General features: G+C 68.9%; 21 protein-coding genes and 1 pseudogene. 8 read left to right on the plus strand and 14 right to left on the minus strand.

All coding sequences use genetic code 11. From position 1 onward, the window contains the following. Positions 1-332: 332 nt before the first annotated feature. From QSK36_RS41330 to QSK36_RS41345, 4 genes are all read right to left on the minus strand, one after another. On the minus strand, positions 333-1,481 hold the full coding sequence (locus QSK36_RS41330; protein WP_285786202.1) for a pentapeptide repeat-containing protein: 1,149 nt from the start codon (positions 1,479-1,481) through the stop codon (positions 333-335). A 794-nt stretch (positions 1,482-2,275) separates the two neighbouring features. Continuing rightward, entirely contained in the window at positions 2,276-3,592 is a 1,317-nt protein-coding gene (locus tag QSK36_RS41335) for a hypothetical protein (protein ID WP_285786203.1), read from the minus strand. 10 nt (positions 3,593-3,602) lie between these two features. Beyond that, positions 3,603-4,073, minus strand: coding sequence for a cupredoxin domain-containing protein (locus QSK36_RS41340; protein WP_285786204.1), 471 nt, complete (start codon positions 4,071-4,073; stop codon positions 3,603-3,605). 30 nt (positions 4,074-4,103) lie between these two features. Beyond that, positions 4,104-4,976, minus strand: a complete 873-nt coding sequence (locus QSK36_RS41345; protein WP_285786205.1) for a copper resistance CopC family protein — start codon at positions 4,974-4,976, stop codon at positions 4,104-4,106. A 524-nt stretch (positions 4,977-5,500) separates the two neighbouring features. On the opposite strand from QSK36_RS41345, the gene QSK36_RS41350 reads away from it, so the two are divergent. The 4 genes from QSK36_RS41350 (at position 5,501) to QSK36_RS41365 (ending at position 8,608) form a co-directional block, all read left to right on the plus strand. After that, positions 5,501-6,055 (plus strand): hypothetical protein, encoded by a 555-nt coding sequence (locus tag QSK36_RS41350; protein WP_285786206.1) that lies wholly within the window; start codon positions 5,501-5,503, stop codon positions 6,053-6,055. A 122-nt stretch (positions 6,056-6,177) separates the two neighbouring features. Then, complete coding sequence (locus QSK36_RS41355; RefSeq protein ID WP_285786207.1) at positions 6,178-6,906, plus strand: SCO family protein; 729 nt, start codon at positions 6,178-6,180, stop codon at positions 6,904-6,906. Further along, positions 6,903-7,391, plus strand: a complete 489-nt coding sequence (locus QSK36_RS41360) for a copper chaperone PCu(A)C (RefSeq protein ID WP_285786208.1) — start codon at positions 6,903-6,905, stop codon at positions 7,389-7,391. Before QSK36_RS41355 ends, QSK36_RS41360 begins: the two co-directional genes overlap by 4 nt. After that, a complete protein-coding gene (locus QSK36_RS41365; protein ID WP_285786209.1) occupies positions 7,388-8,608 on the plus strand; it encodes a Dyp-type peroxidase in 1,221 nt (406 codons plus the stop codon). Before QSK36_RS41360 ends, QSK36_RS41365 begins: the two co-directional genes overlap by 4 nt. Before the next feature lie 130 nt (positions 8,609-8,738). Here the strand turns inward: QSK36_RS41365 and QSK36_RS41370 are convergent, their stop codons facing one another. From QSK36_RS41370 to QSK36_RS41380, 3 genes are all read right to left on the minus strand, one after another. Further along, positions 8,739-9,914, minus strand: a complete 1,176-nt coding sequence (locus QSK36_RS41370) for a cytochrome P450 (protein ID WP_285786210.1) — start codon at positions 9,912-9,914, stop codon at positions 8,739-8,741. Positions 9,915-10,261: 347 nt separating this feature from the next. Next, the gene (locus tag QSK36_RS41375; protein ID WP_285786211.1) at positions 10,262-10,843 is read right to left on the minus strand and encodes an MFS transporter; all 582 of its coding nucleotides are present in this window, start codon (positions 10,841-10,843) and stop codon (positions 10,262-10,264) included. 209 nt (positions 10,844-11,052) lie between these two features. Next, a complete protein-coding gene (locus QSK36_RS41380; protein WP_285786212.1) occupies positions 11,053-11,334 on the minus strand; it encodes a hypothetical protein in 282 nt (93 codons plus the stop codon). A 106-nt stretch (positions 11,335-11,440) separates the two neighbouring features. On the opposite strand from QSK36_RS41380, the gene QSK36_RS41385 reads away from it, so the two are divergent. Next, the gene (locus QSK36_RS41385; protein ID WP_183541829.1) at positions 11,441-11,644 is read left to right on the plus strand and encodes a hypothetical protein; all 204 of its coding nucleotides are present in this window, start codon (positions 11,441-11,443) and stop codon (positions 11,642-11,644) included. A gap of 169 nt (positions 11,645-11,813) precedes the next feature. After that, positions 11,814-12,536, plus strand: coding sequence for a CehA/McbA family metallohydrolase domain-containing protein (locus tag QSK36_RS41390; RefSeq protein WP_285786213.1), 723 nt, complete (start codon positions 11,814-11,816; stop codon positions 12,534-12,536). A gap of 186 nt (positions 12,537-12,722) precedes the next feature. Here the strand turns inward: QSK36_RS41390 and QSK36_RS41395 are convergent, their stop codons facing one another. From QSK36_RS41395 to QSK36_RS41425, 7 genes are all read right to left on the minus strand, one after another. After that, the gene (locus QSK36_RS41395; RefSeq protein ID WP_285786214.1) at positions 12,723-13,430 is read right to left on the minus strand and encodes a cation efflux transmembrane domain-containing protein; all 708 of its coding nucleotides are present in this window, start codon (positions 13,428-13,430) and stop codon (positions 12,723-12,725) included. Then, on the minus strand, positions 13,430-13,765 hold the full coding sequence (locus QSK36_RS41400; RefSeq protein ID WP_183541841.1) for an ArsR/SmtB family transcription factor: 336 nt from the start codon (positions 13,763-13,765) through the stop codon (positions 13,430-13,432). The genes QSK36_RS41395 and QSK36_RS41400 overlap by 1 nt, the downstream gene beginning before the upstream one ends. A gap of 83 nt (positions 13,766-13,848) precedes the next feature. Next, the gene (locus QSK36_RS41405) at positions 13,849-14,034 is read right to left on the minus strand and encodes a hypothetical protein (RefSeq protein ID WP_285786215.1); all 186 of its coding nucleotides are present in this window, start codon (positions 14,032-14,034) and stop codon (positions 13,849-13,851) included. 103 nt (positions 14,035-14,137) lie between these two features. Next, positions 14,138-14,779: a M56 family metallopeptidase gene (locus QSK36_RS41410; protein ID WP_285786216.1), complete on the minus strand. Its 642-nt coding sequence runs from the start codon at positions 14,777-14,779 to the stop codon at positions 14,138-14,140. A gap of 47 nt (positions 14,780-14,826) precedes the next feature. Then, a complete protein-coding gene (locus QSK36_RS41415) occupies positions 14,827-14,988 on the minus strand; it encodes a hypothetical protein (RefSeq protein WP_183541845.1) in 162 nt (53 codons plus the stop codon). A gap of 36 nt (positions 14,989-15,024) precedes the next feature. Further along, on the minus strand, positions 15,025-15,153 hold the full coding sequence (locus QSK36_RS41420; protein ID WP_285786217.1) for a hypothetical protein: 129 nt from the start codon (positions 15,151-15,153) through the stop codon (positions 15,025-15,027). Positions 15,154-15,376: 223 nt separating this feature from the next. Continuing rightward, on the minus strand, positions 15,377-15,511 hold the full coding sequence (locus QSK36_RS41425) for a hypothetical protein (RefSeq protein WP_285786218.1): 135 nt from the start codon (positions 15,509-15,511) through the stop codon (positions 15,377-15,379). Positions 15,512-16,795: 1,284 nt separating this feature from the next. On the opposite strand from QSK36_RS41425, the gene QSK36_RS41430 reads away from it, so the two are divergent. Together QSK36_RS41430 and QSK36_RS41435 are read left to right on the plus strand one after the other, a co-directional pair. Further along, a complete protein-coding gene (locus QSK36_RS41430; RefSeq protein WP_285786219.1) occupies positions 16,796-18,667 on the plus strand; it encodes a nucleoside hydrolase-like domain-containing protein in 1,872 nt (623 codons plus the stop codon). A 914-nt stretch (positions 18,668-19,581) separates the two neighbouring features. Further along, positions 19,582-20,333: pseudogene (locus tag QSK36_RS41435) on the plus strand (IS256 family transposase); the annotation flags it as partial. Between the last annotated feature and the right edge of the window lie 164 nt (positions 20,334-20,497).

The following is a 20,497-nucleotide window of genomic DNA, read 5'->3' on the forward strand; positions in this document are numbered from 1 at the left end:
TCCGCCGGCGGCCCGATCCTACGACCTGCGCACGCGGGCCTGTCGCTCTGGGGGTCGAGGGGGCGCGGGTTCGAATCCCGCCGTCCCGACACTGCTCTAGCAGGTCAGAGGGTTGATCCGAAACATCGGGTCGGTCCTTTCGGCATTTTGGAGACCACGATCGTCTTGCGGCCTGCACTGGTGGCGTTGCTTGACCGTGGTCAAGTGCAGCGGCTAGTCACTGCTGAGGGGAGGGGTGCAACCGGCCGACATCGCCGATGCGCCGCCCAGTGTGATGGTGAACTCGTCGAGCATCCCCGCGCGGCGTGGCAGGTGGCGTGATCATCGGCAAATCACGTGGACTCGGATGGCTGGCCTTTCTTGGCGGCTAGCTTTGGGACGGCGAATTCATCGTAGGTGCGGGGACTGATGGGTGGGAGATTCCGTTGGCGCGTCGGCTTGATACGTGAGGTGTCGAAGCCATCGGGCCATTTGGTCTTCTCGTCGAAGACCACTCGTTTCAGCGAGGCGCCTGTCAGGTCGGCGCCGGTGAGCGTGGCCTCGCGAAGGTCGGCGTAGTCCATGCGAGCGCCGCGTAAGTTGGCATTCCGCAGGTCGGCCCTGGTCAGATCTGTTCCACGGAGGTCAACGCCCTCCGCGATGACCCCGGTCAGGACGGCGTCGCGTAGGTCGGACTGGTAGAGAACGGCGTCAATGAGGTTCGTCCTCGCCAGTCCTACTCCGGTGAGATCCGCTCGGGTCAGATCGGCTCCGATGAGGGAAGCCTCCGTCAGGTCGCTGAAGTGGAGATCCGCGTCCCGGAGCCGAACGGAGGCGAGGTTGGCCTTGGGAAGGATCAGGCGGTCGAGAAAGAGCACCTGACCTCGGATCGGGGCCCGGCGGCCGAGCACAGTCAGCGCTGCGTGGATGTCGGGGGCGCGGAGGGAAAGGTTGACATCGTTGCCAGGCGGTGTGCCGGCCTGCCGCGCGTGCCCGGCACCTCGTTGAGGATCGCGGGTGCGGTTGCCGACGAACGAGGACAGGATCTCCGAGATGGACCGGCGATCGGCTGAGAAGGAGCGGGAGATGCGTTCGAGAGCGTAGATGCCGCCGAGGCGGACATCCAGGTTCGGATCGCCCAGGTGGGTGATGGCAGCGGCAAAGGACTCGGTGGCCTGCCCGTGACGGCTGAGCTGTAGTTGACGCCAGGTCAGATAGGCGCCGATCAGAAGTACCAAACCACCGACTCCTTGGAGCAGGGCGGTTCGGATGCCGTTCACTGCGGCGGCGTAGTCGTCCGGTGGCTTGGCGGTGCCCAGGTCCCATGCGAGGACATAGCGGGGAAGGAACAGGGCGCAGGCCAGTGTGATGAGTCCTAAGAGCGCAGTGAAGACGAGCGGCGCGGATATCCAATATCGCCATGGGGCGCGTCCCCGTGCGATCTTGTCTGTTCGCACAGGGTGGCCGGGGAGACGAGGTATGCGATCTTCGAAGCGGCTCATGGGCACCTGAGGGATCGGCAATGGGAGCGGGGTTCCACTGTCTCGCGAGCGCAGTTACATGGCCAGGAGCGCCACTGTACGGTTTTCGACTCTGGGCGGTGTGGGGTAGCCGATACCAATGACTGGGGTACCGCGGGCTGAATAAGGCGGGGACCATCTGGGGACCGCACGTCATGCGTACGGTTGAACGTTTGGCACGTCACCAAACGTCATCCATTCCCACCTGAACGCCGCCGAGCTGCAAGAACGCGTACTTCAACGTCCTGGGGGTCAAGGGGTCGTGGGTTCAAATTCCGCCGTCCCGACACCTCTCAATCCGGGTCCTGACCAGGGAGTTCGCGGTTAACGAGGGTGCTGCTGGCGGCCGTGTTCGAATGAGCTATTTCGCCGTCGTGAGAGCCGTCCGTACCGGCCGGATCTCATAGGTCCTGGATCTACGCATGGGCTGCCGAGTGGTCTCTGATTTCCTGGCTTACGCGCTCAAGCCTGGGGAGTCCTGGCGCCGCTGGCCCTGCTGGCCCTGCTCGCCCTCGTCGTGGGGTACTTCCTGCCCCTGATGGGCATCTCCCTGGCCGCGTTCCTGGTGATCGACACCCTGCTCGGGCTCCGCTCCAGGATGGTCAGCTAGGCGCATCGCTTGTGCGACCGGAGCCCGGACGCACAAGGAACTCCGGGCTCCGGAGCCGCCTCGCCCGCCAGGTGGTGAGCGGCGGGGCGTGTGGACACGACCGTGAGGTGCGTACGGCGGACAGGGCGCGACCACTCGCGACTCGTCGCGGACTCCCCTTCGCGGCTCAGGCGGCGAAGAGGAGGAGCAGGCCCACGACGGTGTAGGCCACCATCAGCACGAGCAGGGGAATCTGCCCGAGGACGGCGGTACGCCGGGGGAACAGGGCCAGCGCGCGGTCGTGCGCCAGGACGGTGCCCAGCACGTGGCCGATGACGATGACCGTGACCTGGAGGGTGGCCACTCCGGCCGGGGTTGTGCCGAGCGCCTGGATGGTCCACCCGGCGGTGCCGAGCCAGTCGGCGCCGGTGTCCAGCGGATCGGACAGCAGGGCGATGGTCCGCTGCCCTTCCAGCAGGAACAGGGTGTAGTAGTGGGCCACCACGTATCCGACGGCGATCGGCACGATCGAGTGGGCGATCTCGCCCGCCGTCTTACCCGGCTCCGCCGCGCCCCATCGGCCGGCGAGCGCCGTCGCGGCCCGGTACGCCGCGAGCACCAGGCCGATGACGGCGACCAGGCCGGCAGTGCCCGTGACCGGGGCCGGTACCGCGCTCTCCTGCATGAAGCGCACCCATACCGGGGCGTTGGACAGGCTGTCGTACATGGTGGAGCCCAGGAGCACGACCACCAGTGCCGTCAGTCCCGGTGCCGGTCGTAGCCCGGCCATGCCGTCGAGGGAGTTGCGCCACACCACGACGCCGTCGCGGCGTCTGGCGGCCGGGGCCAGCCTGCCCACGAGGTCGCTGTAGGCCTCGAACGGATCCGCGTGGTCGAACCACCGGGAGCCGAAGACGACCGCCCCGGCGAGCATGAGCACGGCGTAGGCCGCGAGCCAGGCTCCGATGACCGGCAGGGTGGCCCGCTCGGGGGCGACCAATTCCAGCCAGACGAAGGCGAACAGGCCGGCGCAGGCGGGCCAGCATCCGACACCTGTGGGCAGCGGCCTCAGGCCGAGCTCGGGGTCGCGTCCGAGCCCCCTGCAGGCCAGCAGGTGCAGCGTCCGCAGCGGGTTCAGGCCGCGCCACACCGGCCCGAACAGCAGCGACAGCGGCACCAGGCCGACCCAGAACAGGACGTAGAACGCCCCGGCCGTGGGATTGTCGGCCCGATCGGGACCGAAGACCAACCCGATGCAGAAGTACGCCGCGGCGACGAGCCCGGTGATGCGCCAGACCCACCGCCAGGCCGGCGCGGTCACCACCGTCTGGAGGGCGGCGGGCAACGAGCGGGCAGCGGTGAGGGCGGCATCCAGCCGCGGTTGTTTCCACAGTGCGCCGAGCGCCACGAACGACACCAGCAACGCGAGGGCCGCGCCGGTCAGCGCGGCCGAGAACGGGATCGGCAGGTCCTGACGACCGCCGACGCCGTGGGCCAGCAGCATCCCGGCGGCCCTAACGCACGACGAGCTGGAACAGCTGCAGTCCCGACTCGTGCGTTTCCATCTCGAACAGCCCGGTCTCGTCGGCGACGAACTCGATGCTCACGGGAGTCCCGGGCTTCAGGCCGGCCTCCTTGTCGTACCCGTGCAGATGCGCCTCGTCGGCGGTGTCGCTGGTGACGGTGATCCGCACCGTCTGGCCGTTGGTCACCTCGATCCGCCCCGGCGGCGGCGTGACCTTCCGACCGGCGATGGTGACGGTGATCTCCTTCACGGCAGAGTCGGTGGGGGCGGCCGGCTCGCTGGGGGCCGCGGGAGCCGAGTCGGCAGGAGCCGGGGCAGCCGACTCGGTCGATACCGGGGGAGCCGACTGGGCGGGGGCGGCGGCATCCGACCCGCCACAGGCCGACGTGGCCATCAGCAGGGCCACGCCGAGCGGGAGCGCGGCGAGCAGCGGGCGCAGGCGTGCAGGGGCGAGCGTCATGCGGGGTTCTCCAGTGGGGGTGCGGGCGAGTCAGCGTCGCTTGGTGGATTTGGGGCGGTGGGGGGTGCGTGACGCCGGGGCGCGTGAAGGTTTCTTGCCCTGTGGGCGGCCGGAAGGCCGCCGCGCGGCCGTGGTGGCGGGCGCTGGCCGCCGCGCCGCCCGCGCCACCAGGACACCCGCGCCCACGACGAGGAGCGCGGGCACCAGCCATACCGACAGCCCGGTGCCGGAGTCGGCCGGCTCCGCTGTCCGGGCCGCAGTGCCGCCGATCTCGGCGACCGCGGCGGGGCTGCCGCCGGTTCCGGAAACCGCGGCCGGGCTGCCGCCGCCCTGGGGCACCGCCGGGCCCATCGCCGCCGGGCTACCGCCGGTCTCCGGCATCGGGGTCTGGGTGCCGCTCCCGGGCTCGGCCGAGGCGAGCAGGATGGGGTCGGGCTCGTTGTGCGGGGCCTGCCAGCCCTTGGGCGGTCCCGAGGTCTTGCCCTTGTAGGTGAACCGCAGTTCCCCTCGCACCGGCTCCCCGTCGGAGGCGATCGACAGATACCGGACGACGTACTTGCCCCGCTCCGGCCAGTAGGCGACGGGGACCTCCGCGGGAAATCCGGTGTTGTACACGCTTGGTTCCCACACCCCGTTGACCAGGTTGTACTCCTGGACCGGCTTGTCGAGGCGTTTCGGCTGGCCGTGCGTCCAGGGCTGGTCGACCCGGGCGCCGCTGGGAGAGGTGACCGCGAAGTACGCGTTCGGGGTGGGCGCCTCGGTGAAGTAGAGGGAGAGAGACTCCAACGGCTCGTGCACCGTGCCGTCCTTCGCCGGTGTCGACATCGCCAGCTGCCCGTGGGCGAAAGCGGGCGCCGACAGGGTGGCCATCGCCACCACGCCGACGACGACTGGCAGAAGCAACCGGCCCAACCAGCGCGCCAACGTCACTTCTGCTCTCCAAGAGGTACGGCCCCTGGGCGGGGAGATGCGGCTTGGGCCCGTGGGACCAATTCCGTCGAGGTTAACGACTTTCACCACAGAAGAACAGAACTTGGATCGTTGACAGCAGAAGTAGAGAATGTTGCGATTAGCGGTGCTTTCTACCCGCTGCTACGGCGATGCGCACTGTCAGCCCCAGGGGACGACGAGAAGCCGAGTCTGTGACCTGGCATTCCGCGACTGCCGAGACCTGGTGCGGCGGTAGCGGCGAGGGCTGTGGTGCCGGGAGGACGTCGAGGCATCTCGGCGTCGTGAGTGGCAAGGCGGCAGAGGACGGTCGGGGCTCGGTGGGGAAGCAGTGCGCCGGTCCGCCTGTAGACTGCTGCTCTACGCGGCGTAGAGCAAAGGTGGAGGTCGTGCGGCGCCCGCCTGGATGGTTTCGGCTGATGCGTGCCGGGGTTTTCGCCCTGGTGTGTGTCGGCCTGTCCCAGGCAGGTCATGATCTGATGGCAGCACGGCCGGTGCCGGCATGGTCGGCCGGCATGGCCTTGGGCCTGGTCACGGTGATCGGTTACCGGCTGGCCGGTCACGAGCGGTCGGCCCGCTGGCTTCTGGCGGCGGTGGAGGCGGTCCAGCTCTACCTGCACGCGTGGTTCACCTGGACGACCCCGGCGGACGGAATCCACAGCGCCGGCACCCACGCCATGATGCCGGGGCACACGGCCTCGGTGGCCGTCGCGCACGGCGCGATTGCCGCGCACGACGGGATGTCTGTCCCGGCGATGTTCGCCGCGCACGCGGTGGCGGGCGCATTGGTCGCCTTCTGGCTGTCGGTGGGCGAACGCGCGCTCTGGCGGGCCCTGCGTTCGCTGGCGTTCGCCGTCTCCTCTCACCTCTGCCGGGTTCTCGCTCTCATCGGGCCTGTGGCGACCCCCGTCCAACCGGGCGCGGCGCCCGTGCCGTACGACGAAGACGATCTTTCGGCCACGACCGCGCTCCGGCACACCGTGGTCCGCCGGGGACCCCCGAGGGGACGGCGTATCTCCCTTCATCCCGCCTGACCACGCCGGACCTCGTAAGGGCAAGGCGCCGCGGCGTCCAAGGCACCGCGCCGCCTGCGGTCGTCCCTCGGCATCGGCCTGGTCAGGCGTGCCGTCAGCCTGCCCGAGAACGAGGAACGACCTTGACACACCCATCAATCACTTCGGCGGCGACCCGGCGAAGGTCAGCCGCGCGACGATCGGCGGCCGGGCTCGCCCTGCTGCTCCTGACCGGCGTGCTCGCCGGCTGTGCGGGATCGGCGGACACCGCCGGGGCGCCCGTACGGTTGCTCGGCCCTGCCCGCGAGTTCCACGGGACCTGGCTGGAGCAGCCGCTTCCCGAGCCCGACGTGACGCTGACCGACACTTCCAGCAAGCCGTTCGACCTGCGGCGGGACACGGCGGGCCGGCTCACGCTCGTGTACTTCGGCTACACCCACTGCCCGGACATCTGCCCGACCACCCTGGCCGACCTCACCGGCGCGCTGAGAAATCTGAGCAAGGCCCAGCGTGACAAGATCTCCGTCGTCTTCATCACCACCGACCCCGATCGGGACACCCCCGACGTCATCAAGTCGTGGCTCGCGGCCTTCGACTCCTCGATCGTCGGGCTCACCGGCGACTATGCGACGATCCGGTCCGCGGCCAAGTCGGCGGGGATCGCGCTGGAGCCGCCGGCGACCAAAAAGGGCGCATACGAGGTGACGCACGGAGCCCAGGTCATCGCCTTCGACGGCACCCATCAGGGCCGTCTGATTTTCAGCTCGGGCACGTCATCCGCCGACTACGTGGCCGACCTGCGCAAACTACTCGGACGGGTCACGCTGGAAACCTCCACTCCAGGCACCGGCGGTCAGGAGGCGGCGTCATGACCCCCCTCACGAGATCGCGCACGCCGCTGATCCTCGCGGGTATCGTCGTGGCCGCCGTCGCGACGGCGATCGCCTGGGTGTCGACCGGCCAGGCCGGCCCTGCGAGGATCTCCGATCTGCGCGTGACAGGGGCGTACGTTCCGCAACCGGCCTCGCCGGACGTGGCCGCCGCCTACTTCACCGTCACCAACTCCGGCGACGTCCCCGCTGTGCTCACCGGCGTCCACACCGACGTCTCCGACATGTCGATGATGCACGAGAACACCGGCACCACCATGACGATGGTCGACGCGGTGACCGTGCCCGCGCACGGCACGTTCACCTTCAGCCCCGGCCGCTACCACATCATGATCGAGTCGCCGGCGCGGGCTCTGAAGCAGGGCGACCATGTGGCGCTCACGCTGAGCTTCGCCAAGCTCGGCCAGATCGCCGTGACCGCTCCCGTCATGCCGGTGGGCTACCGTCCCCCGGCGCGGAATCCGTGAGCGGGGCGGGCACGCCGCGCCGGTTCACCCGGCGCGGCGTGCTGGCGGCGACCTCGGCGGCCGGCGTGGCGGCCGTCGCGGGAGCGGTGGGCGGCGACGCCGCGGCCTCGGTCTTCCGAGGGGAGCGTGCCGAGGAGGTGGGCGGACGGCGCTTTCCGTTCGACGGCGCCCACCAGGCCGGCGTCCTGGCCCCAACCGCCGCACACGGGTGGTTCGCCGCCTTCGACCTGGCCCCCGGCGTCACGGCCCGCCGGCTGGAAACTCTGCTGCGCACATGGACACGTGACGCCCGGCTGCTGACGGCGGGCGAGCCCGTGCCGGCAGACGACGCCATGGCACTGGGCCACGGGCCGTCCTCCCTGACGATCACCGTGGGTTTCGGCGCCTCGCTGTTGCGCAAGCTCAAGACGGCCGTTCCCGCCGAGCTCGCCGCGATACCGCCCTTCCCCCGCGACCAGCTGGACCCGCGGCGCGGCGACGGCGACATCGGCGTGCTGCTGACCGCCGACGACGCGGTCGTCGTCGCCCACGCCCTGCGGGCGCTGAGCCGTACGGCACGCGGAACGGCGGCCGTGCGATGGCAGATGAGCGGTTTCAACGCCGTCGACGGAGTCACCGTGGCCAAGGGAGCCACCCCCCGCAACCTCATGGGCCAGCTCGACGGAACGGGTAACCCGAAAGTGGGCGAGCCGGGGTTCGACACGCACATCTTCGCCACCGATCCGGGGTGGATGCGCGGTGGCAGCTACCTGGTGTTCCGGCGCATCCGGATGCTGCTCGACGCGTGGGACACCCTGTCGCGCGAACGGCAGGAGCAGATCGTCGGGCGGCGCAAGGACACCGGGGCCCCGCTGTCCGGCGGCACCGAGTTCACCCCGTTCGACCTCGACAGGCAGAACCCCGGCGGCGGGCTGGCCATCGGTCCCGGCGCCCACGTACGGCAGGCCGCCCCCGCATCGAACGGCGGGGCGACGATCCTCCGGAAGGGGTTCTCCTATTTCGACGGCCTCCGGCCCGACGGGGCGCCGGACGCCGGGCTGCTGTTCCTCGCCTTCCAGAGCGATCCCAGGGACGGATTCACCCGGATCCAGCAGCGCCTGGCGCTGGCCGACGAACTCAGCCGGTTCATCGTGCACGAGACCAGCGCCCTGTTCGCCGTCCCACCCGGGACGAGTGCCCGCGGTTACCTCGGCCAGAGCCTGCTCGACGCTCTGTGACCGCATCGGACCGTCACGGGCTCTTGGCCCGAGCCTGCTTTGCTGAGCCACTCTGCCGCGAACGCGAGCAGGACGTCGGCGGGTGGTCCGGGAACGACCGGAGAGCCGGTCGTTCCCTCGACGAAAGGTGCTACCAGACGACCGGCAGGGCATCGAGACCGTAGACGATGGAGATCTCGCGGAAGGCCAGCTGCTCGAACGGCACGGCCAGACGCAGGCCGGGAAAACGCCGTAGCAGCGCGGGGAAAGCGATCCGCATCTCCATCTGCGCCAAAGGAGCCCCGATGCATCTGTGGATGCCGTGTCCGAAGGCGACGTGAGGGCTCACCCTGCGCCCCGGGATGGCCCGGTCCATGTCTAGGCCGAGGGCGGGGTCGCGATTGGCGGCGGTCAGCGAGCAGAGCACCATCTGCCCCTTTTCGATGGGCTGCCCGGCGAGTACGAGATCCTCGCGGGCGAAGCGCGGGAAGGCGACCTGCACGACTGTGAAGTACCGCAGGAGCTCCTCCACCACCTGATCGACGTGGTCGTCGGTCTCGCGGACCAGGGCGGCCTGCTCGGGATTCTCCAGCAGCCACAGCGTGCCGAGAGCGAGCATGCTGGTGCTGGTGTCGTGCCCGCCGGTCAGCAGGCCGTCGGCCAGGCCGGCCAGCTCGCGATCGCTCACCTCGTCACCGTGGTCACGCAGCAGCGTGCCCAGCAGGCCGTCGCCGGGGTTCGCGCGTTCCTTGGCGACCAGATCGGTCAGGTAGGTGATCGAGTCGTTGACCGCCTGGATGGAGGCTTCGGGACCGGCGGACAGGTCGAACCTGTCGGCACTCATCCGGAGGAAATCGGACCGGTCGCCGTACGGCACACCCAGCAGTTCGCACACGACCAGCGACGGGATGGGAACGGCGAAGGCCTGGACCAGGTCTGCTTCACGCCCGCCCCGCTCCATCGCGTCCAGATGGTCGTTGACGATCTTCTGAATGCTGCCGTCCAGCCGCCGCAGCCGCCGCATGGTGAACTCGGGCGTCAGCAGGCGCCGCAGCCGCGTGTGCTCGGGTGGGTCGCGGAAGCCGAGACCGCCGGGGTCCTCCTGGTTCGCTCCCGCGGCGATCACGTTCGCGAAGTCGTTGCTGAACCTGGCCGCGTCGCCCAGCACCGCCCGGACGTCGTCATATCGGGTGACCAGCCAGACAGTGGACCCGTCGGGCATCCGCATCGGGTAGACGGGCTGTTCGGATCGAATGCGTCCGAGCTCCGCCACAGGATCGAAACCTTGGCGGAGGAACTGCATGAGGGGGAATTCGTCATCTGCCATCGAGGATGGTCCTTCATATGAGGGATGAGTTGGCGCGCCGCCGTGAGTTCGCACAAGCGATGAGGGTGCCGGAGGGGCGTCGCCCCGCGGCGGCGCCGCAGAACTGCGCCGTGCTCGATCGCGCGGGCCCTGTGGCTTTCTGTAGTGGAGCGTGTCGACGGTTAGGAAGGGGCTGTCCCTGTCGGCGGGCTCGGGCAGCGTGCGCCGGCAGCCTGAGATCCCGGCTAGGCACCGGCCGCCGTCAGGGGCGGTCCAGGCCGACGGGCCGCCGACCGACGGGCCCGAACGGCACCCCGGCCGGGGGTAGGCATCCGGGCGTTCCGAAGCTCACAGGAGTTCGGAGAACATCACACAGACAGAAGAAGCGGCGGCCCACGCCGGACGACCGCGTGCCTCAGCACGGCTTCGCGGCCCGGGGCGTCGTCCGCGGCATACGGGAACAGGCGGGGGCGGCCGGGCACGTGGGCACCGGCCTGCAGCAGCGCGAGCAATGGCGCGAGCCACCCGATCGCGCCCGCGCCGATCGTGCGCAGGATCGACCACAACACCGCCTCGCCCCGCGACAGCCACCAGCCGGTGATCAGAGCCGCGATGAGATGGGCGGTGAGCATTCCGGCGTGCACGCTCAGCGCGTGGCTGTGCGCGTGCACCCCGGACACGGCCAACACACGGACGGGCGGCACGGCGGGCCCGAGAAGCTCATGCAGGAAGACCTGGGCCGCCAAGACCAGGCCGATGACGGCCGCCGGCGACCGCTCCCGGCCCGCCACCGCCGTCGCTCCCGCCATGACGGTCAGCCCGCCCACCAGGAGGACCGGCAGGGCCGGGCCGGCGCCGCCGGCGAAGCGGTGCGCGCCCACGGCGAGCAGCACGCAGACGACCGAGAAGGCGGCCGACCGCGCGAGCCGTAAGGATAGGGAGGCGCGCATGACGAAGACGACTATTCCACACGGGTCCCTCGGCCCCCGATGCCGCCGATCCCGAGCTGAGATCCTCGATGGGCCATGGCTGGGCAGGAATGGTGACGGCAGCGCAAGGAGCACGGTGCCGGCCCATACTCAGCCGGCGCTTCGCCCGCGTCCCCGTGGTAGATCGCCTCGTGCTCATCGCTCCAGCAGGGCTGGCGTAGCCAGCACGGTCATCGGGGGCCTTCGGCGGCTTTGACCTCCCACAGAAGCATCACCGCGATCAGCGCCCCGGCCAGGTACTCCCCGACCGCCAGGGTCCCGGCCGGCGCCAGCGCCGCGATCAGGTCGACGCCCGCCCGTCCCTTCCGCAGTGCGGCGACCACCCACACCACCGCGGGCACGATGGCCACCGCGGTCCCCGCCATCCAGAACCCGTCCGCGACCCCCGAAGCCCCGGCCAACCAGGCCACACCACCGCCGACCAGCGCACCACCGGTCGCCGCCAGGAACACAGGTCGCGAAGCGCGGGCACCAGGATGAACCGGGCTGTGTGGTACCTGGAAGCGATCTTCCCGCCGCGGCAAAACCATCGTCGGTGCCGCCGTCACTGACGACGCCATGCCGTCGACGGCTCTCCACCGGCGCGAGCAGAACCTCGGTCTGCGCGACATCGCCGCCCGGCTCGTCAATACCAAGGGCAAGAAGAAGGGCCGGCACCCCTCGCCTCCGACCGTCCTGCGCATGCTCCGCCAGCACGACGAAAAGGCCGCCGCGGCGTCGGTGACGGCCACGGCTGACACTCAGCTAACCGAATATCTCTAGGTCAGAGACGGGTTCGTTGAATTTCTGCCGATTGCTACGGGAACCCCCTACGGACCCGCTGGGGTTCACCAGGTCCAGGCAGCGGAAGTAGTACGCGCCCATGTCATGCTGCGGGGTCCTTCTTCGTGGGGCCGTTGGCCAGTGCGCAGCCGGCGTACGTCTTGCCGACGTGGGTGTCTCCGACCAGGACGAGGACGGGGACTTCGGTGGCTGGCCGGCCGGGTCACAACGCGTCCGTGGGCTGGGTCAGCCGGGCCGTCGCGCCGGGGAGACCACGCCGGTCTCGCATGTGCACTACGACGAAGGCGGCAGCGACTTCCGGCCGGGTGAGTACTCCGAGACCTACGTCTACGCGGGCTGGGACTACGCCGATATCCTCGACGCACTGCGCAACGGGCGGATCTTCGTCACCCTCGGCGACCTGATCGACCGGCTCGACCTGACGGTCCGGCGCGCCGGCAAGGCCCCCCAGCACGCCGAGGCGAACGGGTCGTCCGCCACCGTCGGCGAAACTCTCACCCTGCACGGCCGCGACCGCGACGCCGAAATCGAGGTCCGCGTCCGCGAGCCCCGCACGCCCAACGCCAAGGGGCAGCGCCCGCACGTCAACCGCATCGACATCATCACCGGCCGCGTCACCGGACCGGCCGCGGATCGTTCCTCCGACACCAACCCGACCACTGCCGTCGCCGGCAGGTACGGCCCGGGCCAGTGGCGTCGTGAAGGGGACGAGATCGTCGTCCGGCACACGCTGCGCGACATCGACGGCCCGATGTACGTCCGGGCGCGCGGCACCAACACCGACGAACTCGAGCCTCAGCCCGACCCGCGTGGCTCCGACCCCTGGTCGGACTTGTGGTTCTACTCCAACCCCGTGTTCATCAGCCGCTGAACCGACACCGCGAAGCGTATGACCGGCACCCGTCGGCAGAGGGCAGGCAACGTACGACTCTGCCGGCGGGTGCGCCCTCGCCTCGCGAACGGTCTACCCCTGGGAGACCACGGCGGGTGCGCGGCCACACTCGCGACGAGTGAGGGCAACGCCATTCCGTTTGTCCAGGCACCAGACGATGCCGACTCAGGTAGCGGGTTCCTCCTCGCCTCCGCAGCAGCCATCGGAGCACGTGGCGGCGCCTGACGGTTCGCGGGTGCCGATCGTCGGCGTCGCGCAGCAGGCATCTCCGCGCCAGGCTTCGCGGCCTTCATTGACCGCGACCGCGGCGATGACCAGGGCGGCGATCGGGTCGGCCCAGGACCACCCGAAGAGGCTGTTGAGAGCCAGCCCGATCAGCAGCACCGCCGACAGGTACGTGCACAGCAGGGTCTGCTTGGAGTCGGCCACCGCCGAGGCCGAGCCGAGCTCGCGGCCGGCGCGGCGCTGTGCGGCCGACAGCAGCGGCATGATGACCAGGGAAACCGCGGCTAGCACCAGACCCGGTGTGGAGTGATCGGCCTCGCCGGCACCCAGCAAAGTGCGCACGGCGTCGACCGTGACGTAGGCGGCCAGGGCGAAGAAGGAGACCGCGATGACCTTCAGAGCGGTCTGTTCCCGCTTCTCGTGGTCGGGCCTGGAGAACTGCCAGGCGACCGCGGCGGCCGATGCGACCTCGACAACGGAGTCGAGGCCGAACCCGATCAATGCCGCCGATGAGGCCGTGGTGCCGGCCGCGATGGCCACGACGGCCTCGATGACGTTGTAGGTGATGGTCGCGGTCACCAGCAGCCGAATGCGCCGCCGTAGCCGCTCTCGCCGGGCCGGGGCCGGGCCGAGCGAGATGTCGGTCATCAGCAGCACCCCTTCTCGCCCGCGTCCGGGCAGATCCGATCGGCGGCCACGGCGATCACGGCAGTCCGTAGGTCGTCCAATGCGTGGCCGAGCCGCTCATCGGCCAGCTCATAGCGGGTCCTCCGGCCGTCGGGAAGGGCCACCACCAGGCCGCAGTCGCGTAGGCAGGCCAGATGGTTGCTCAGGCGGGTGCGGGAAATGCCGAGGAGATCGGCCAGATCGGCCGGGTAAGCCGGCGCCTCGCGAAGCGCGATCAGGATTCGGCAGCGAATGGGGTCGGCCAAGGCGCGGCCGAAGCGGGCGAGCACTTCGATGTCGGAGGCGATGGTGAACACCCCCTCACAGTACATCGAATGCTGAATTCAGTTATCCCTGAATCCAGAAGCTGAAGGGAGGGGTTCCGGACGGCCTCGTGTGATCAAAGCGACGTAGAGGCCGGGAGCAGCTCCAGTTCTGCGCCGTCGCGCCGCCGGCCGAGACCCGCTGTCCCCGACACCGCGAGCCGGTCCCAGCTCTCGTCGCCGCCCCGGTTCAGATCGGCGGCGCGGCCCTGGTGTTTCTGGGCGGCGTGGTAGTGGAGGAGCCCTACCTGATCCGTGCTCATGGCTCGCGCTACCTGGCCTACGCCTCGCGGACCGGTCGCTTCGTGCCTTCTTCGGGAAGGCTGTCGGCAGAGCATTCCTGATCGACGGGGCGGGGTTCGCGAGTCATACAGGCCAAATGACGACACACAGCAACGGTGCGACCAGCACGGCCACGGGCCCGCTGAGGAGCAGACTGGCGATCGAGTAGGCGACGGCAGGGATCCATCCCGGACGCTCCTCCGGACTGCGGAGAAGCCGTTCGAGACGGTGAACGACTCCGGTGTCGGCCAGAGCGAGCACGCCGGCTTCGGAGGAGCCCGTTCGTGGCGTAGCCATCCGCACCAGGGCGCGCGCCAGCGGCAGTTCCCCGTGCACCCGGCGGGACCTGTCGTCCGCGAGCATCTCCAGGAGGACGGGAACGACCTGGCGAGCGGTCCGCGCCGCCGCCAGCCAGGGAAAGGCCTCTGCCAGGGCGATGAACGGCAGGAGGACCAGATCATGTCTGCCCTGGGCGTGCGCTCGTTCGTGGCCGAGAACGGCCAGCAGTTCCTGCCGCTCCAGCAGGTCGAGCGTTCCCCGGCTGAGCACGATGCGGGCGCGCCGCCCGGGAACGCAGTAGGCGACACGTTCCGCGGTCGGTAGTACGTAGGCGTCATGGTCGAGGGCGTGGTCGGCCACGATGTCGACCAGCAGGCGCTGCCGTCGCTGCTCCGCGATCGTCTTCACAGTCACCCGGATGATGTGCGCGAGCAGCCATGCGAGCACGCCCAGTGACCAGGCGAGGGCGACGAGCGGGGCCGGGTCGAGTCCGGTCAGCCCGGGCCACCCGCGGTCTGCAGGGCGGTCACCAGCCGGTCGAGCCGCACGCTGTCCAGGCTCGCCCTGCGCTCTTCGGCTCTGGCCGCCTTCATGACTCGGCCGAGGAGCTGTGCCTGGCGTGCCACGACGTCCAGCACCGCGTGCCGGACGCCCATGTCCTCGATCGCGTTCGCCCAGTCCGACCGTGGGTTTTAGTGCGTCTTCAGCAGGTCATGGCCGGTGCCGAGGGCGAGCGCGGCACCGGCGACATGGACCGGGACGGGATGCGCGTCGTTGCGACTCCGGCCGGCGAGTTGCCGGTCGAGGTCGCGCAGGATCACGTCGGCTTCCTGAAGCAGGACGCGCGAGCCGCTCGTGCGCGGGGGCGCGTGCGGGCGCGAGATCGTCCAAGTAGCGGAGCAGGACCGTCGTCATCCGGCGCGCCGACTCGATCGTCGCGATGGCGGCGACACCGGAAACGGACCGCTCAGCGCAATAGACGGCGGTGTTCATCTGCTCGGACGCCTCACGCAAGAAGTCGCCGAAGACCGTTGTCATGGCTGCTCACCCGCCCAGGACAAGCTGGATGCGGGTCCCGCAACGTGAGGCGGTCAGCGCAGCAAGCCGGGCGTCCGGCGCCTTCAGATCGAGAGCCTTTTCGGCCATCACCTCGCGGAGGAGCCCGCTCAGGGCAGCCATCGCCTCCGTGACAGCCGACCGGTCGTGGGCGTCCTCTGGATGAGCAGGTCAAGCTGATTGCGCTGTTTGCCATCGCAGACCGGCGCCGGCGCAAGCGCTACTGCGTGGGCGTGTGCAGCCATGCCGGGCACCATCTCGGGAACCAGTGCGAAACGGGAACCGCCACCGTGTGAGCGCCAGAAGAGTGCGTGTGCACTAAGGCGGGCACGAGGCTCAAGAAGGGAGAAGCCTGCACGGTCAGCAGAACGGGACTTTGCGGGGACCATACGTCATCAGCGCGGCCGAACAACCGGCACATCCCTAACATCGTCTGTGCGGGCGTTCCGGCTCCGGTGGTGAAGTTCGTGGCCGTCACGGTCGCCGTCCACGGCGGGGTTCCCCTCGCGTGTCGGGGTCGTGAGAGTGAAAGTTTCGTGAGGCGCGCAGGTTCGACCTGGGAAAATTCCGGAGTGGCAGGTCCGCGGATGGCCGGGACCGGAAAGGGGCGGGTAGGGTCCCGGCCGAAAGCGCCGCTCTGCTCGCCTCCTCCTGAGGGTGAGGCCATCCCCGCCGTGGGCGGTGCACGCATGCCGGGTCCCGCCTGGTTCATCAGGGCGGCCAAGACCGGAGGGAAGGACCGACCAGGCCGGAGCGCATCCGCCGGCACCTGTTTGAGAAGGTGCCGCCAATGATTCCGTCACCGTGCGGCGACAAGAATCCGCGCGGCCGGGAATATTGTATTGATAAGGCGCCGGCTTGGTTTTTCGCGTGGTCCGGGATCGCTTATCGGTGCTACTTCCACGAATGAATCCGTGACGGCGGCTTGAGGTCGGGGCAGTTTCGGAAACGGCTGGCACGGTAAGCGCCGGTGTGCGCAAGGCCACTGCCGTCACCCTGCGGACCACAAGGCCGGCAAGGGCGTTGCATCCACAGCCATGCGCGGCCACCCGGATCTGAGCAGATTCGATGAAGCATCGTGAACAACCCGGTCCGGCCCTGACATCCCAGGATAAGAATATATATTCAGTCTTGAATTCTTCTTGAGGTGGCGATGGTTCCGTGTGATGATGACGGTCGATTACGGCAGCGGGGCCAGGTGGTGCCTATCGCTCGTATTCATGCGACGAGGGTGTCGGCTACCGGCGGGTTGGCCTGTCACTTCGGGTGGGTCGGTGTCGGTGAATCCAAGCTGCCGCGAAGTGTCACGAGCCGCGCCGCGGTGGTGACGAGAAAGGAGTAAGCCGTATGAGATTCATTCCCCGGTTAGGAGCCGCGCGTTCGCGTCTACGTCGCGGTGTGGTCGCGGTGACGGCGCTCGTGCTTACCTCTGGTGTGGCGGTGGCCACCGCTCCTGAGGCCGGTGCGGCGGCGGGTTGCCAGGTGACTTACACGGTCAGCAGTCAGTGGTCGGGGGGTTTCGGGGCCAACGTCGACATCAAGAACCTTGGTGATCCGATGTCGAGCTGGACGTTGAAGTTCTCCTTCGCGGCGGGGCAGACGATCACGCAGTTGTGGAACGGCAGCGTCAGTCAGTCCGGTGGCAACGTGTCGGTGACCAATGCCTCCTTCAACGGCGGTCTGGGCACCGGTGCGTCGGCGCAGGTGGGCTTCAACGCCACGTGGGACAACAACAGCAATCCGGCGCCCGCGGCGTTCACGCTCAACGGTGTCGCCTGCACGGGCTCGGTGACGACCAGCCCGACCCCCAGTCCCAGTCCCAGCTCGAGTCCCAGCCGGACCCCGAGTCCGACCCAGACCCCGAGTCCGACCCCGACTTCCAGCCCGAGCCCGAGTCCGACCGGTTCGGTCAAGCGGGACGGGTGGTCCACGATCCAGGCGGAAAACTACGACGCCTCGGGTGGGTCTTTGCAGGTGTGCAGTGGCGTGCTGTGCTACGTCGGGGCCAATGCCTGGGCGCAGTACAACGGTGTGGATCTTCATTCGGGAACGAACACGGTGCAGTTGAGTGTGGCCAACGGCGGCGGTAACACGGGGATTCAGGTATGGGTGGGTGGCGTGAACGCCGGCACCCTGACCGTCGGCGGCACCGGCGGCTGGGACACCTATGAGACCAAGTCCCTCACCCTGCCGGCGCAAAGCGGCGTCAGGGACGTCAAGCTCGTCTTCGTCAACGGCAACGTCAACGTCGACTGGCTCAAGTTCGCCGGAACGACGACCACGCCCTCCCCATCACCCAGCCCCACCTCCAGCCCTAGCCCCAGCCCTTCGGCGACGCCGACGGGGCCCAGGCAGAAGTTCCGCGTCGTCGTCTCGTCGGACTTCCCGACGTTGCCCGGGACGAACAGCGACCCAGATGACGTGCAGTCGATGGTCCGCTTCCTGATGTACACCAACGAGTTCGACGTCGAGGGGCTGATCGCCACGGCGGCGACTTCGGCCAACTACGCCGACAAGCAGCACATTCTGGACGCGATCGCCAAGTACGACCAGGTGGACGAGAACCTGCGGAAACACGACCCCGCCTTCCCCAGCCCCGACTACCTGCGTTCGGTCACCTTCGAGGGCCGCGATGGCACCTGGGGCAAGTCGACCAGCAACAACATCGGCGCCGGCAAGGACAGCGAGGCGTCGAACGCGATCATCTCCATCGTGGACAAGCCCGACCCTCGGCCGGTGTGGTTCACGATCTGGGGTGACAACAGCGCTGTGGCACAGGCGATCTGGAAGGTCCAGAACACACGCACCACGAACCAGTTGAACACCTTCCTCAGTAAGATGCGCATCTTCGCCATCGCGCACCAGGACGACACGATCGACTGGCTGAAGCAGAACTTCCCGAACCTGTTCATCATCCACTCGAACACCACCTACGGCGGAATGTTCTGCAACAGCGGCGACACGTCGCTGTGCGATCTGAACTGGCTCAACACGAACATCCGCTACAACCACGGGCCTCTCGGCGCCGTCTACCCGCCGAAGGGATGCTGCATCAACGGGGTGCAGGAGGGCGACTCGCCATCGTTCCTGCACCTGCTCAGCGCCAACCGCGGGCTCAACAATCCCGAGGATCCCACCCAGCCCAGCTGGGGCGGGCAGTACAAGCGCGACGGCACGACCAACCACTGGATCGACGGGCCCGGCGGAGGAACCATCTCCAAGTGGCGCCCCCAATTCCAGGCATCCTTCGCCGAACGCGCGGATTGGAACCTGCCATAAGCGCCGTTCAGTAAGGAGTATCTCTCTCTGAATCCCATCGCCTGAAGGCGCTGTTACGACAGCGCCTTCAGGTCGTTCTCAGCGATGGTTTCATGGCCGGCTTCCCCATAGGTAGCCGGCGCTCGGTGTGGATGAGGACGAGAGCGTCCTCGCGATGGCGAACGAGCACATGGATGGGGAAGATGGCCCGCGAGAGAGACGAGGCCACGCCAGATGGCCGGCGCACCCACGGGTTCGCCTGCCACGTACCCCGGTCCAGACCAAATGCAGGGCTGACAGTCCAGAGCGATTCCGTCGACCGGGGAGTGGAGCTTCCGCCGCAACGGCGATGCGATCGAGAAGTGCTGGGCCGACGGCATCCGGCGGATGAAGGAGCGACGCCGAGGCGGGGGCACGGTCGCTCGCCATACGCGGCGACGGCGACGTCAGCCTGCCTGACGGCGCCGGCGTCGACCTCATGAAGGACATCCCGCTCGAGCGCGTGTCTTGCCCGGCGCGCTGGCGGCCGTCGCCCTCGCCTCGGCCGTCACCGCGCTGCTCGACCTGCCCGTGGCGAGGATCGACGTGCGGGGACTGCTGGAGGCGGTCCAGCCACCGTCTCCGTCTCGATCACGCCTGCCGTACCGCGTTGACCACGTGGACCGAACGGCACAACAGCGAGAGCGCCGAACCGGTCCGCCTCATCCACACCTGAGTGGCTTCGCCACTGCTCGGGCGCCATTCGGAGGGCCTCCCGCTGAGTCGGGAAGTCGGCCCAGACGGGGCCGTCCGGGCGGGTCCCGTCTGGGGGCAGTGCGCTGGCTAGACCGGCAGGACAACGTCGTCACGCGGCCCGGTGGCCGGAGGGGTGGGCCCGGCGCGTCGAAGCGCTCCATCCCCGGCGGGGGTGCCGATCCCGTCGGACTGCGGCGTCGTTGATCGACGAGATCGTCCGGGAGGGCGCCCGCCGGATGTTGGCCGAGGCGTTGCGCCGAGGTCGATGCCTACATCGCTCAGTTCGCCGACCAGCGTGACGAGCGCGGTCGTCGTCTGGTGGAGCGTAACGGCTCGCACCAGCCTCGCGAGGTGCTGACCTCGGCGGGTGCTATCGAGGTGAAGGCGCCACGGGTCAACGACCGGCGCACCGACCCGGATAGGGGCGAGCGCCGCCGGTTTTCCTCGGCGATCCTGCCGCCGTGGGCGCGTAAGACCCCCAAGGTGACCGAGGTGCTGCCGCTGCTGTACCTGCACGGCCTGTCTGTCCGGCGACTTCGTGCCTGCTCTCGGCCAGTTCCTCGGCAGCTCGGCCGGGCTGTCGAGCTCGGTCATCACCAAGCTGACCGAGCAGTGGAAGGCCGAACAGCGCGCCTTCGCGGCCAGAGATCTGCCGGCGGTGGACTACGTCTACCTGTGGGCCGACGGGATCCATGTCAACATCCGGCCGGAGGAGCACAAGCTGTGCCTGCTGGTGATGATCGGGGTCCGCGCCGACGGCCGCAAGGAACTCATCGCGCTCGCCGACGGCTACCGCGAGTCGACCGAGTCGTGGGCCGACCTGCTGCGCGACTGCGCCCGGCGTGGCATGCGCGCCCCGGTGCTGGCCGTCGGCGACGGGGCGTTGGGGTTCTGGGGCGCGCTGCGGGAGGTGTTTCCCGAGGCCCGGGAGCAGAGATGCTGGTTTCACAGAAGCCGTCAAGAATCAAATTGTCGGTGTGTCCTGAGAGGTCGTTGATGTCAGGCTGTTGAGGAGTTCGGCCGCACTGGAGTAGCGGGCCGTGGAGTGGGTCACGACATAGCCGTCCTCTTCCAGCAGTGGACGGACCCATGTCCTGGCGTTGCCGATGGTGCGTC

It is taken from the genome of Microbispora sp. NBRC 16548, from assembly GCF_030268985.1.
GTDB lineage: Bacteria > Actinomycetota > Actinomycetes > Streptosporangiales > Streptosporangiaceae > Microbispora > Microbispora catharanthi.

What these genes read in the sequence shown, in the direction of transcription:
- QSK36_RS41330 (WP_285786202.1), bottom strand. Translation starts at nt 1,481, where the DNA reads ATGAGCCGCTTCGAAGATCGCATACCTCGTCTCCCCGGCCACCCTGTG.
- QSK36_RS41335 (WP_285786203.1), bottom strand. Translation starts at nt 3,592, where the DNA reads ATGCTGCTGGCCCACGGCGTCGGCGGTCGTCAGGACCTGCCGATCCCG.
- QSK36_RS41340 (WP_285786204.1), bottom strand. Translation starts at nt 4,073, where the DNA reads ATGACGCTCGCCCCTGCACGCCTGCGCCCGCTGCTCGCCGCGCTCCCG.
- QSK36_RS41350 (WP_285786206.1), top strand. Translation starts at nt 5,501, where the DNA reads ATGGCAGCACGGCCGGTGCCGGCATGGTCGGCCGGCATGGCCTTGGGC.
- QSK36_RS41360 (WP_285786208.1), top strand. Translation starts at nt 6,903, where the DNA reads ATGACCCCCCTCACGAGATCGCGCACGCCGCTGATCCTCGCGGGTATC.
- QSK36_RS41370 (WP_285786210.1), bottom strand. Translation starts at nt 9,914, where the DNA reads ATGGCAGATGACGAATTCCCCCTCATGCAGTTCCTCCGCCAAGGTTTC.
- QSK36_RS41375 (WP_285786211.1), bottom strand. Translation starts at nt 10,843, where the DNA reads ATGCGCGCCTCCCTATCCTTACGGCTCGCGCGGTCGGCCGCCTTCTCG.
- QSK36_RS41385 (WP_183541829.1), top strand. Translation starts at nt 11,441, where the DNA reads ATGCCGTCGACGGCTCTCCACCGGCGCGAGCAGAACCTCGGTCTGCGC.
- QSK36_RS41395 (WP_285786214.1), bottom strand. Translation starts at nt 13,430, where the DNA reads ATGACCGACATCTCGCTCGGCCCGGCCCCGGCCCGGCGAGAGCGGCTA.
- QSK36_RS41405 (WP_285786215.1), bottom strand. Translation starts at nt 14,034, where the DNA reads ATGAGCACGGATCAGGTAGGGCTCCTCCACTACCACGCCGCCCAGAAA.
- QSK36_RS41415 (WP_183541845.1), bottom strand. Translation starts at nt 14,988, where the DNA reads ATGGGCGTCCGGCACGCGGTGCTGGACGTCGTGGCACGCCAGGCACAG.
- QSK36_RS41425 (WP_285786218.1), bottom strand. Translation starts at nt 15,511, where the DNA reads ATGGCTGCCCTGAGCGGGCTCCTCCGCGAGGTGATGGCCGAAAAGGCT.